The following is a 13,955-nucleotide window of genomic DNA, read 5'->3' as shown; positions in this document are numbered from 1 at the left end:
AAAATCATTTTCCCAATTAGAAGAGGTCTGACCACTGCTTCTTTACGAAACTGTCAGGTGAATACTATACTAGCACAAAATAGGCTCTGCGCCACGGATCGACCGAGCGTAGCCGTCGAGGGAGAGCCGGGTCGGTTGTTTAAATAAATTATTCATTATAAAAATCCTTGCGAGGCGCCCTTAAGATAAAATAGAATGTTCATATAATGACTCTTAATTGGGAGAGAAAGCTTCTAGCGGTGACGAAGGCCAAGGATGGCCGAAGTTCGTTTGTCATGACAGGAGGTCCTGGACAAACGAGAGCAGGAAGCGCATCTCGACTGATGGATTCCGATTGGATGATGTTAGCTGGGTAGAGCTGAATATCAACCAAACACAGGATAGAATAGGCACCGTAGCAGAGAATGAGATACTCAAAGAGAATGAAGTAGAAGACCCTGGTTCTTCCGTACAGGACGTACTAATAAGACTAGGTTAAAACCAATAGACAATGGTCGCTTTGAGTTTCGGCTGAAAAAACTCTGATTGGTTTTATTCTGAAAAACATCCGATTGAATTTTTTTCCAAATTCCTTCAAAAAAGGGCAAATAGGAAATATTTTTTCCATAATATGCAATTATAAAATAGATCATAGCTTGCTCTTTCGGAATTGAAGTAGATTTGATTTCCCGTTGATGACATAATATTTCCGCATTTTCTGACAATTTATGGGAGTATTTGTTTTTTTATGTTCGTCGTATAATCGATCTAAAAAAACATTAAAGTTAATATATTATTTATGTTTCTTTCTTCGCCTTGAGTTAATTTAATTATGTTATTTTTGATTCGGTTGTTTTTTGTCACATGTGTCACAGTTTTACTATCTCTCACTGCGATTTATCCGGAAGTGGGTGAATCTAATCTGCTATCTGTTAATCTGCAAGAGGCAGAAGTGATCGGAATCACAAATAGCGTGATCCTTCAAAGTTTGAAGGATCGCAGAGAAGTGTTTAAAATGGTCGCAACCGAAAAATGGAGAAACTACCTTCCTCGGGTGGGCGTGAGTTATTTCGGTTTAAAAAACAATAACGTCAATCAAACGGATACTCAATATAATGATATTCGACTTCAGCTCAATCAATTGATTTATGACGGAGGAGAAAATAGTTTAGAGATAGAATCTGCTAAGCTACAGGAACTCTTAAATCAAGAAGATTGGAAAATCACGAAGGAGAAAATCGCTTTAGACATAAGAAAAGCTTATTTGAAAGTTCTTACGAATGATTTGAAGCTTATGATTGTGAAAAAGGCATTCGATCGTACTGTTGCTCAGGTAAGCGACTCGCAGAAAGAAAATGAATACGGATTTGCAACCGAGCTGCAGAAATTGGATTCTGAATCCAAGATCAGAGAAATAGAGCTTCTTTATCTTCGGGCAAATTCCAGCAAAAGACAAAGTGAGATTGACCTTAAAAAAAACCTAAACCTTCCTTTGGAAATCCCTCTGGAATTAAAAGAATCTCTTCTACTTGATTTTATGATTCTTCCTCCTGCCTTTAAGGATAAGGACATTGCTTCTGCAGTGGATAATAAACCGGAAATGAAAAAGTCGAATATTGCGATCGAGAATTTACGAACTAGAAAAGAGATCACTGAAAATTACTGGAAGCCTAAGGTTTATTTAGGCAGTTATTACGGACAGAACATAAACGGGGCGTTACCTGTAAAAAACGATGTATATGGATTTAGTTTAAGTTTCCAAACTCAGATAGGCAGTACTACCAATCAATCGTCTGCCAATTACGGTATGCAGACGGATGGAACGGGAATTCAAAGAATTCCCGGCTTCGGTCCTCAATTCGTAGGAAGAGGGGAGAATGCATTTAATAGCAGTACATTGAATTTATTTGATGACCTTTCTTATTCTAGAAAAATATATGAAGGGAAAATCGCACTTTCCGATGCCATTCGCAATAAACAATTGTTAGAAACTACGATTCAGGCGGAAGCATTCAAATCCAGAGAGAAGGTTTTGGAAGCATGGCAGATTCTTCGTATCTCAAACTCCAAATTCTATATTTCATACGAAACTTGGAAAACCATCCAGGCAAAATCCAAAACCGGATTCGTCAGACCTTCCGATTTGCTGGCTGCGGAATTGGAATTATTGAAATCTGTGGAAGAAATATCCAACTCAATCAGTGGTTATGTGGAGTCGGTAATGGAATTGTCTTTTGCTACGGGAATCGATGTGGATCGTTGGCGTTTTTATGAAATGAAAAAAGGAGAAGGGAATTCCGTTCTCACAGAACTTCTTTTCAACGAACAATTTTTTCCTAAAAAGAAAATTAAGGACGAGGGAATCAAAAAGCAAGATGCCCTACAAAAAAAAGATAAGGTGTCCGACCCCAAGAAACCAGCTTACGAGTATTATTTGGAAAAGAGTAAATGAAATCAATTGTAAACAAAAATTATTCTCATTTTTTAAGTCTGCTTTTATGGAAAGCCTTCTGGGTTTTATTTATCTTTTCCTGCAAAAATACAAACTCGGATGCATCTAAGATGCTGACTTTTTTGGGCAATAATGATTCCCCAAAGATTATTTCCGGTGTTCCTGGAATGGGGGACAAGAACCTTCCTCGAAATCAGAAAGTAGTGATTCTTTTTGATCGTCCGATGAACATTAGTTCTTGCATTCAAAGTTTTTCTATTTCCCCTGCTATTCAAGGATTTTATGAGTTTAACGATTATTCCATAACCTTCTCTCCCAGTACTTTACTGAGTTATGGAACTTATTCTTATACGCTAACAAAGAATTGTGAATCGAAAGAAGGTCGGGATTTAAAAGATGTATTTACTGCCAGTTTCACCGTTGGAGAAGCGACAACTGCAGGCACTACCCCTGAAGTATCAAGTATGAGTGTTTATGCCGGAACTTCCGCCGAATGTAATGCTTCCACTGCAATCTTTAAGAACTTTTTGGGACAAACTGTTTCAGATGCTTGTATGGGTAATTCTGCCAGGAACAAAATCAGCATTCAATTCAATAAACCTATGGATAAGGCTGCAACAGTAGCCGCGATTGCATTTGCTCCTACTATGAGTGCAAATTATTTATGGGTCTCCGATACGAATTTATTGATTGAACCGGACTTTCCGTTCGGAAATCAAACTAGAATTACTACGACCATTTCCACAGGTGCGCAGGATTATCAAGGCGTTCGTATGTTGATTCCTGTTTCTGCCAATTTTCAAGTAGGTACTCCCAATTTAGTTCCTGCGGTCACTAGTCTCCTTTTATCAGTAGGAACTTTGGCTGATTGTTTGGCCGGGACCGCAACTCAACAAGATCTATTAACTACTTCTGTCACTACCGGATGTTTGGGGAACAGTGCTTCCAATCCGATCACTTACAATTTCTCAAGACCCATGAATCCGATCCAAACCCAGGCAAGTATTTCTATCTCTCCTTCATTGACAGGGAGTTATGTGTGGTCGAATAACAATCAGACATTGGTATTCACTCCGGATGCGAAGTTGACCTATGGAATACGATACACAATCACAATCGGTCAGTCTGCATCATCTTCCGATTTCATTCCTGTTTCTTCTTCCAGTATTTATAGTTTTACAGCAGGAGGGCCGGTAACTTCTGCTCCTTCCGTTCAAGCTTTTGGAGTGGAATCGCAAGGTTGTTCCAATTCTTTTCCTGGGACGGGGAGTGTGACCGGCGGGAATTGGTCGATCGGTTCTTGTTATTGGGACAGCACCTTGCCTGTATTAACTCCAAGTTCTTATACGTTCCGGGCAGGAGATACGGGGAACGGTGCTCTAGGATCTTCTACAGATTGTGCTGATGTAAATACAGATAATTTTAGAATTATTTTTTCCAATTATATGGAGCCGAATAGCACAGTGAATGCGACTCGATTGAGGCGATTGTCTCCTCCTTCCACAGTGGTTCAGCTTGCTTCTTGGTCCTGGAGTGACTGTCAAGCGGTCACTCCGTTCGGATGCAGGGCTTTGACTGTGATATTTTCCGAAATGGAAGCCTCCTGTAATGGAAGTCAGTTCGGTTCTCTCGGTGATTTTAACTTGTTACGCTCAGATAATGCACCTGCCGGGTTTCCATACTATTTAATTTCCGTAGATACCTCGGCCAGAGATGTAAATAATTTGCCATTGAGCAGCACTTTTAATTTTAGCATGGAGGCAAAGTAGTTGAAACTTTCTTCTCGGAAATCGTTTTCACTTATATTCTTCGTTCTGTTTTTATTCGGATACTCGTGTAAATCGAATCCTTATAACATAAGATCCGCAACAGCTTCCGTATCATCTCAGAAAAAAATTGTGATTGGTCCAATAGAAAATAGAGATATTAAATCTTTAAGGTCTATTGCATCTGACTTTCAGGATCTTTTGAAATTTGAACTGATGAAGAACAATTTCGTTCTTGTTCCTATTCAGAAAAGAAAAAATAAAAAAGACTTCGATGAAAGCAAAGACATGTTAGGTTCTCTACCGATTCAGTTGCGTAAAGCCGCAGGGGAAAACTGGAATGAGGTTTATTCTGGGGATCGATTACTCGACAGAGAAGAGATTAAGAATCTTTATTTGGAAGATCCTTTCGATTTATATCTGCAAGGTTCTATTTCCATACAAAACAATGACAGAGTCTTGGATAAAAAAGAATATAATTATATATTTTTGCATATCTATGATGCGAACGGGAACTCTGTAGGAATGATCACTTCTACTTTTGATAATGAAATTATGTATGAGTCCGAATTATTGAAAAAAGTGGCGGATGGAATCATTCTGGAATTTCAAAAAAAGATAGCTCTTAAGGAATTGAGCTCTCGGCAATAAATGTTTTTCAGAAAAAATCGAATCTTAATATCTGTTATTTGGTTATGGAGTTTTGCCGCTTGCGGTAGTAAGGATCCATCTCTTCAAAAAGAATACTTTTTGGCAAAAGGAGAGTATGCGGGAGGACGACTGGACTCCGCCTATAATCATTTTATGAAAATCCAAAAGCAGGATGATGATTTTGAGGATGTTCCTTTGTATTTGGCCAAAATAGAATTTTATAGAGGCAAGTTCGAACATTCCAGTGAAATTTTAGAAAAGGCAGTTACTCATAAGCAATATGGTTACCAAGCGAAACTGCTAAAGATAAAAACCGATTATGTTTCCGGCAAAGATAGAAAACGTCTGCTGGAGGATGTGAATGAAATTTTACTTTGGGACAGCGGGAATTTGGATATTTTACTGATTGCCGCAATGGTAAATCTTGAATTAGAAAAAGTTCCGGAAGCGATATTGAATTATGAAAGAATTTTAAATGAAAGTTCTAAAATCGGTTATGCCCATCAAAGTCTGTCAAAAATTTTCGAAAAAGCAGGTATCTCGGAAAGGGCAGCCCATCATAGACAGCAAGAGAAACATTTTATAACGGATGTGAGAAAAGAAACATCCGAGACAGCTACAGTTATAACAAAAACTAAAAAAAGCAGAAGGAACAAATAGGTGAGTTCAATGTTACAAATATTTTCAAAAGATTTTCATAAAAGGTTTATAAGAGATCTTTTTAAACCAGATTTTACTGTCATCTATGGATCGGAACAAAGTAGTGTTGATATTCTTCGGAAAGGTGCTTCTTTCTTCGGTTACGTATCTATAACCTATGTTATCTTTTATTTCCTTGCCTTTCTTGTGGGTTATCCTTATTACTCCAGAATGAATGAGGCAATGCTTGCTGATTTCCAAATGAAAGGTCATTCCAATTTTACCTATATTATGAACTCTTACCCGTTCAATGTCGTTTACATCTTTTCCGCTTTGATCTTATTCGTTTTTTTTGTTTCTGCATTGGGTTATTTTTTCGCTAAATTTTTTGAAGAGGATAAAAGAGAGTTTCGAGCTCATTTGGGGATTTGCCTTCATGCAACTTCTCTGTTAATCTTTATTTTATTCTTTGTCTTTATTGCAAATACGATCTTTCCTTTCCGTCAGCCTGTAGGAATCGTTCTTTTTAGTTCTTTGATCGCTTTGTGGATCATATTCTTTGGATTGGGACTTTATCTTTCCTCAAAGATCTTTGTGGGAGCTTCTTACTCCTATTTTTCCCAGAATAAAAGAAGGGCGGCACTTACTTGGCTCTTTCCTTTGCTATTGTTTATTTATATGGTATTGGGAATCATCACTAGTTAAGAAATATGTTGAAAGAAAAACTCGGTTTCTTAGGTAAAATTCCTTTTTTTTCCAAAGTAGTCATCAGCGGTCTCATCTATTTGGGGATATCTCTTGCCTACAGCAATCTTACTTGGGGAAACTTGAGAGCCAAGCTGCCTTTTTTTAATAGAATGTTTTATTCAAAACATCTATCTGCTGCACATTATTATGAAACTTTCACTGAGCCTAAATCGGATGAAAACAATTCTGAAACGACAGACGGTGCTCTTTCTATACAAGCTCTGAAAGTCCATAAAGAAATGAACACTCCTGTTCTGTCCTATTCCGCCGTATTGGAACCTGTGGAAAAAGTGGAGATATACTCTAAGGTTAGCGGTAGATTGGAAACTTTATTCGTAAAGGAAGGGGATCGAGTCACAAAAGGCCAAAAGCTTGCAAAACTAGACAGTATGACTTTTGAATTAGACTTAGCAAAGCAAAGAGCCGCTTTGGGTTCTTCTCAAGCTTTGTATCAATTATCTAAAGACAAGCTGGAGATTGCCCGGAGAAACGTTGAAATTAAGTTAGGTGAAGCTGACAAACGAATCAGTCTTTATAATAAGGCGGAAGCGGAGTGGGAGCGTTTTTCCGAGATCCTAAGAAAAAAAGAAATCCTTCATGAAAGTAAAGCGATTACGGACGAAGAGATGGAAAATCTACGTTTAGAGCTGAACTCTCGCGAAATCAATGTTAGTAATGCAAAAAGAGATTTAGAAATGATTCTTGTCGGGATTCGAGATGAAGATATCGTTGCTTCCGGTTATTCTATTCCTTCAGATAAAAAGGAAAAAATTGAAGTTCTAAAAACCATCAATACTAAGATCGAAAAATCGGAACTGGAAGTTGCTTTAAAGAATCTCAAATCGAGTGAAGTGAATCTGCAAACAACAGAAATGCTGATTAAGGAATCGGTTTTAAATTCTCCTATGGATGGAGTGATTGCGAAAGTCAATAGAACTTCAGGAGAACTCATCAATGCGGGAAGCGGGGGAGCTTTGCCTATTCTCACCGTCATTTCCGTAAACTCAGTGTATGTCGCTTTCTCCGTGAATGAAGGAGACCTTTCTAAGATGAAGGAAGGTTTGAAAGCGGATGTCAAAGCAGATGTATTGCCGAACAAAACCTTTCGAGGAATTGTAAAAAAGATAAGCCCCATGATCGACCAAAAAACGCATACTGCTGATGTGAAAATTGAACTTACCAATCAATCTTCCGAGTTGCGGCCAGGTATGTTCGTGAGATCCGATGTGATTATCGGAAAGGAAACAGAGTCTATTCTGATTCCGATCAATGCTTTGGTGACTTCCAGTGAAGAAGAAGGCTTTGTTTTTATCATCAGAGAGAAACGTGCCTATAAAACGAAAGTGTCCCTAGGATCTAAAAAAGAGGAAAGGGTTGAGGTAATTAACGGGCTTGAGGAAGGGGATACCATCGCTTTAAGTCCCATCAACAGGCTTCATGACGGAATTTTAGTATTTCCTAATTTTAGCTCAAAATAATGCTCTTTGTCTTAAAGAGAATCCTTCACAGAAAGATTGCCGCAACAATGGTCTATTCTGGCCTTGTTTTGTTCGGTCTTCTTTCTATAAGAGATATTCCTATCGCCTTACTCCCCAATATCGAACTACCTAAACTCTCCATCATCACTACTTATGCGAACTCCGCTCCGACCGAAATCGAAAATTTGATCACTAAACCTATTTCTGAAATCGTAGGAACGATTCCTGGTGTGGAGAAGGTTGAATCCGAATCTATAGAAGGTTATTCTTTTGTTCATCTCCGATTTAAAAACGGGACGGATATGCATTATGCATTGCTTGAGGTTCGTGAGAAACTGGATTTGATCCGGGACTTTCTTCCTCAGGATGCTAGTAAACCTTTAATCTCTCGGTTTGACCCGAACCAATCCGCCTTTATGGAAGTGGTGTTTTTTTCCCAAGGCTTATCTGATGATAGAAAACTTAGGCAATATATAGAAGATAATATTAAAGTCTATTTGGATCGAATCGATGGTGTTGCAGCCGTACAACTCAGCGGTGGTTTTCAGAAGGAAGTTCTGGTCGAGATAGATCCGGAAAGAATGAATGCTTATCGGGTGCTTCCACAGGACTTAAAGTTACTGCTATCGACAAATAACAAAAATTATCCGGCAGGACAACTTCCTTTCGGGAAAAAGGATCTTTTAGTAAGAGCGATCGGTGAATTCGATACTCTAGGAGACGTTCAGAATACCATTGTTAGCTTTAACGATGCAAGCGGCCCAGTTTATCTTTCCGATTTCAGCCAGGTAAAGGAACGTTATAAGAATAGAAACGGACTCACTCGTTTTAACGGAAAAGAATGTGTTGTAGTATATATCTTCAAAGAGCCTGGAAAAAATACCGTTTCCGTTTCCGAAGAGGTGACCAAGGTTTTAAGCGGCATTGAGGATCAATTCAAACAAGACATTGCATTAAATATAGTATATGATGAGTCCGACTTTATTAGGCAATCGATCTCGAATTTATTTATGAATCTTTTGATCGGTTCAATCCTTGCCTTTATTGCGTTATTTCTTATCCTAAAGAATTTTCAAAGCCCTAGTTTACTTCTTCTTGCAATTCCTGTCACATTATTCCCGAGCTTCCTTATATTCAAATTTTTAGGTATTAGTTTTAATATGATGAGTTTGGGCGGGCTTGCTTTAGGAATCGGTATGTTGTTCGATTCCAGTAATGTTGTGCTTTCCGCAATCGAACGTAATCTGATATTGGGAAAAAAAATCGAAGATGCCGTTCTAAAAGGAACAGGAGAAGTGACTAGTTCTATTTTCTCTGCAACATCGACTACTGTCATCGTGTTTTTGCCGATTGCCTTTTTGAAAAGCACTCTAGGAATCGTTTTTTCCGAAATGGCGATTGCAATCGTAATCACATTGCTTATGAGTTTGATCGTAGCGATTACTTTCATTCCGTTGGCGGCATCCGTTTTGTATCGATTGAGAGATATTTCCAAGGAAGGTTTTGAACGTTTTTCACTTTATAATGAGAAAAAATTAATCGGTCGTTACCATGATCTTCTTTTGCATTTGATAGAGAGGCCGAAACAATATCTGTTTCTAGTCTTGTCTCTTTTTGTTTTTAGTTTCTCCTTAATCCCAATGATCCAAAAGGAATTTTTGCCTAAAGTAGATACTGGGGAATTCAATATAAACGTTTCTCTGCCAAAAGGAACCGATTTGGACACAATGTCCGATTATATGTCTTTTTTGGAAGAAGAGCTTTTGAAGGATAAACGCATTCAATCCGTGATCGTAAATATCGGCGGGGAAGAAGAAAATTTAAAAATCAATCCTAAGGCGGTCACACTCCCTAGTAAAGCGGTTGTTAAAGTGATTTTAAAAGAAGAGGAGAGTACCTCAACTTCCGAAGTGATTCAAGAATTGAGAAAGAAAATTCAAATTGCGGAAGGAACCGAACTCAGCTTCGATACTAGGGATAATGTTTTAGGGGCCATTTTAGAGCAAAAACAGGGATCTATAGAATATCTGATTGTAGGAAGTGATTTGGATTCTCTCCAGGACATCGGCTTGAATATCAAACGAAAGCTACTCAGTAGAATGGATGTCTTAGATGTAAGAACCGGGATGGAGGAAAAAAACTCAGAATACCATATCGACTTCGATCAAGTAAAAATGGCAAAATTCGGTTTAACGAATGCTAATGTTTCTAATTTCGTCAAAATCGCTCTAAAAGGTATGGTTTCTTCTTCCATGAAGATCAGCGGTATGGATACTTCCATTCGCATCGGTATGGATAAAAAATATGCTGATTCCTTGGAGAAAGTGAAGAGGCTGAAAATCAGAACTCCTTTCGGAGAGAATATAAGTCTGGAACAATTTGTTCAGTTGAGAGAAGAAAAAAATTTAACATCAGTAATGCGTATCGGAAATTTTAGAGTCAACACCGTAGCCATTACCGTAGATCCGAGGTTTTCTAATGCTGCCTCGGATATTAAATCCGTTTTAGGCGATGTGAAGCTTCCTCAAGGTTTTAAAATTCAAGTGTCTGGGGAAGAGGAGAATCTAGCTAAATCTTGGCAGGAAGTTCTTCTTTCTTTTTCACTGGCACTGCTTTTGATATATATGCTTCTTTCTGCTCAGTTCGAATCATACTCCTCTTCATTTCTTATGATTTTTTCCATTCCACTGATTTTTATAGGAACATTTCCCGCTCTCTTTATTTCAGGAAAGTCGTTAAATATAAGTTCGTTTATGGGCTTCATTTTGCTTATGGGGGTGGTGGTCGATAATGCTTCCCTTTATTATGAATACTATCAGTTGTTTTTGGAGGAGACGGGAGACTCTTTGTTGTCAGTAATGAAAAGCTCTGAAGCCGTATTTAAGCCTGTGATGATGAACAACACAACTACAATTTTGGGAATGATGCCAGTTGTTCTTGAATTGGGTAAAGGCTCCGAGTTTCAGGCACCTTTAGGAGTAGTGGTGGTAAGCGGGCTTTTGACATCTACCTTACTGTCCTTATTAATTATTCCTTTAGTATTTTATAAATTCAGAAAACATTCATAAAGTTTTGATCGAATGATAAATCTGGATAAAATCAAAAAACGCCCTATCCTTTTTCTAATGTTAGCATTGGGTCTTTCTATGTTCGGATTTTTCGTTCGTGGTGACATTCGTTATTCTTTAATTAAAAAGAACATTTATCCTGGAATTGCCATTCGTGTGGATGCAGCAGGCTTAGATGCATTTAAGATGGAAGAGGAGATCACGTCGCCTATAGAGAAGATTATCTCTACTGTTGGCGGTGTCAGTGAAATCCGTTCCATTTCGGAATCAGGGAAGACTATGATTCATATTCAGATGAATCATAACACAGATCTAAAAATTAAGTCGTTGGAGTTCAGGGAAAAAATAGATCTGATTTCTTCCGGATTTCCCAGAGACGTCCATAAACCTATGATTTTTAGATATGACCCGACAAACTCTCCTTTGATGGTCGCTACTTTTTCAAGTCAGTCGATGAGTCAGGATGAACTCCGCGAGATTATAGAAAAAACATATAAAGCGGAGTTGGAAAACATAGAGGGCGTCAGCCAAGTGATCGTGGCAGGAGGGAGAGTCAGAGAGATCATTGTCGCCTGTGATGCGAAACAATTGGAAGCATACTCACTCAATCTCAGGGATATAGTAAATAAAATCCAAGATATAAATGTAAATCAATCCTTGGGACAGATACATTCTGTCCGAAACGCAAATTCTGTTTATGTAAAAGGTAAGTTCTCTGATACTTTTGATATTGGCAATATGCCTGTGACTGTAGATGCTTTCGGAAGAGTTCTTTATTTGAAGGATGTAGCGAAGGTTTCCTTATCTCCTAGAGATGACGATGTAGGATCTAGATTGAATGCGGAAGAAAGAGTTTCTATTTTTATTTATAATAATCATTCTGCTGACATTTTGAAGATTTCTAAATTAGCAAGATCAACTTTGTTTTCGAATCAAAAATACAATTTGGAAATTCAAATCAGTCAGGATGAATCTCTTTTTCTTTCTAACTTATTGGAATCTATATTTAAAGTTTCTTGTATCCTGTTGTTTTTTTTCACTGTCTATTTTTATCCTAACAAGAATTTTCGAAAAATTATTCCTTTCTATTCCCTTGCCATCCCTCTTGTTTATTTTTTCTTTCTGCTGATCTTAAGGCTGTTCCGTTTAGAAATGAGCCTTGCCTTTTTATATGGAATGATTTTGGGAAATATTTTCTGGGTAATATTTTGGTTGGGGAAAATTCATTTTTCAGGAAATGAACTTTATATCAAAAAATATAATCTATTTTATTTGGTTCCGGTTGTTCTTCTTGGTATTTCTCTTCCTATATTGATCGTTTCAGAGGAGTTATTTCGTTTTTTTATAGAAATATCAGCTTCTGTTTGTTTTGTGTTTGTTGCAAATTCAGTTTATTATTCAATTCTTTATATCAATTTAAGTGGATGGAAAATCTTTCTTTGGGTTAAGAAAGAGCATATTCCAAATCGTAAGTATCATTCAAAGGTGTACGATTTTATTATAGGTAAAGCTTTGGATTGGAGGAAGAAGACAGAGGAATCTATACTGAGTCATGAATACTTACTTCCTGTTAGTATTTTATTTTTAACAATCATCGGTCTTTATTCTTTTTTTAAGTCGGACTTTAAATTTACCATTCAATCGGACAAAAGGGATGCAGTCGCTTTTCTTGAATTTCCTTCCGGGACTTCTTTTTCGCATACAAGTCAGATCACTCTTGCTGCGGAAAAAAAGTTATTGGAGATACCTGGAATTAAAGAAGTGGTGAGTAAAATCGATCCGGCCCATTCTCTTCTTCTCATTCAATTAGAAGATGGCTATTTACCGGATCGGGACTTTTTAGCCACTTTGAAAACAGGAATCGGATCTACAGATGACGGCTTTCTTTATTTCGCTTCCGATGATGACTCTAAATTCTTTAAAGAAATGAGCTTTGATGTGATAGGGTATGACATCTCTGATTTGGAAAAATATTCGAATCAATTAGCTGAAAAAGCAAAAGGAATGGACGGAGTGAGTGAGTCTGTTCTTCGTTACAAACCGTCCAGGGAAGAAATGCAGCTTTATTATAGACCTTATAAATTCGCTTTATCCGATATGGCACTTCCCGATTTCGGAGATAATCTACGTTTGGCGATACAGGGAGGCGTTGCCACGAAGTATATGGATGGGGAAAAGGAAGTGGATATTCGGGTTCGATATGCGGAAGAATACAGAAGTTCGGCCGATCATTTGAGTCAGATAAGAATCAAAAATAGAAAAGATCGGTTTGTTCCTATCTCGGAACTGGTAGATACGGAAGAAAACATGGTGCCTCAGAAAATTTATCATAAAAATAGAGTTAGGTGTCTTAGTTTTTCCGTAAAGTTGGATGCAGGCCCAGGTTCCAATCGGAATGAACTGATTCAATTTATGAAGAGCTATTCCTTGCCGGAAGGTTATCGTGTGGAAATGGGAGAAAGAGCGGAAGAAAATTTCCTGAAAGAAGGGGTGTTTCAAAAACTCGTATTTTCCATGAGTTTATTCGTCGTTTGTTTGTCTTATTTTGCAGTTACTGGAAATGGAAGACGAACCTGGAAACTTTTCACAGTTATTTTTCCCGTTTTTTTCTTCTCCGTCTTTTTGATTCAGTTTTTCTTTTTTGGAGCCTTCTATCTACCTTTTCAGATAGGTTTGTTGGTTGGGATTGCTCTTTGTCCTCTCTTTCTTTTTCACAAGTATCACTTAACTCAGTTCTTATTTTTTCTGCCTACTTTTTTGATGGTGCCTGTCCTCATGCTTTCTGATGTTTCTATTATCAGCTTTGTTCATATATATAGCTCTTTATTGATTGTAGTCTTGATTACAGGAATCAAGCTGAGGATGGAGAGAGAATGGGAAAAGAAATATGGTGAGCTTGATATGATTCTTATGGGAAGGAAACTTTGGGAAAAGATTTTACTTCTTCCGATAGTGGAGGAGTGGAAGAAACGGTTGAGGAGGAGAGGGTAGGGTTAAATCCCTGTTGTGATTTTTTTCTAGGCAATGTTCGCTATGCAGAAGGCTTGCAGAAATTGATTTTTGGAGTGAGGGGAAAAGGTGATAAGAGCTCCCTTACCGGCACTTATTTACAACTCCCCGCACGAACACGCCTAACCCGAAATTCGAGCTACTCTCGAACTTCGGACCAAACATC

8 protein-coding genes are annotated in these 13,955 nt (G+C 37.9%); all 8 read left to right on the top strand.

The window, feature by feature from the left end; translation table 11 throughout:
• The first annotated feature begins 811 nt into the window (after nt 1-811).
• The 8 genes from EHS15_RS18750 to EHS15_RS18715 are packed head-to-tail and all read left to right on the top strand — an operon-like array spanning nt 812 to nt 13,771.
• The gene (locus EHS15_RS18750) at nt 812-2,431 is read left to right on the top strand and encodes a TolC family protein (RefSeq protein ID WP_135762131.1); all 1,620 of its coding nucleotides are present in this window, start codon (nt 812-814) and stop codon (nt 2,429-2,431) included.
• Nucleotides 2,428-4,200: an Ig-like domain-containing domain gene (locus tag EHS15_RS18745; RefSeq protein ID WP_135762130.1), complete on the top strand. Its 1,773-nt coding sequence runs from the start codon at nt 2,428-2,430 to the stop codon at nt 4,198-4,200. The genes EHS15_RS18750 and EHS15_RS18745 overlap by 4 nt, the downstream gene beginning before the upstream one ends.
• Entirely contained in the window at nt 4,201-4,848 is a 648-nt protein-coding gene (locus EHS15_RS18740) for a lipoprotein (protein ID WP_135762129.1), read from the top strand.
• Nucleotides 4,849-5,508 carry a tetratricopeptide repeat protein gene (locus EHS15_RS18735; RefSeq protein ID WP_135762128.1) on the top strand — a complete coding sequence of 220 codons (660 nt, stop codon included), beginning with the start codon at nt 4,849-4,851 and terminating at the stop codon, nt 5,506-5,508.
• Between the two features lie 9 nt (nt 5,509-5,517).
• A complete protein-coding gene (locus EHS15_RS18730) occupies nt 5,518-6,192 on the top strand; it encodes a hypothetical protein (protein WP_135762127.1) in 675 nt (224 codons plus the stop codon).
• 5 nt (nt 6,193-6,197) lie between these two features.
• Nucleotides 6,198-7,712 carry an efflux RND transporter periplasmic adaptor subunit gene (locus EHS15_RS18725; protein ID WP_135762126.1) on the top strand — a complete coding sequence of 505 codons (1,515 nt, stop codon included), beginning with the start codon at nt 6,198-6,200 and terminating at the stop codon, nt 7,710-7,712.
• On the top strand, nt 7,712-10,780 hold the full coding sequence (locus EHS15_RS18720) for an efflux RND transporter permease subunit (RefSeq protein WP_135762125.1): 3,069 nt from the start codon (nt 7,712-7,714) through the stop codon (nt 10,778-10,780). Before EHS15_RS18725 ends, EHS15_RS18720 begins: the two co-directional genes overlap by 1 nt.
• A gap of 12 nt (nt 10,781-10,792) precedes the next feature.
• Nucleotides 10,793-13,771, top strand: a complete 2,979-nt coding sequence (locus EHS15_RS18715) for an efflux RND transporter permease subunit (protein ID WP_135762124.1) — start codon at nt 10,793-10,795, stop codon at nt 13,769-13,771.
• The last annotated feature ends 184 nt before the right edge of the window (nt 13,772-13,955 follow it).

This window comes from Leptospira idonii (genome assembly GCF_004770995.1).
Classification (GTDB): domain Bacteria; phylum Spirochaetota; class Leptospiria; order Leptospirales; family Leptospiraceae; genus Leptospira_A; species Leptospira_A idonii.
Note: the sequence above shows the minus strand (reverse complement) of the source record. Positions and strands in the feature narration are given on the sequence as shown.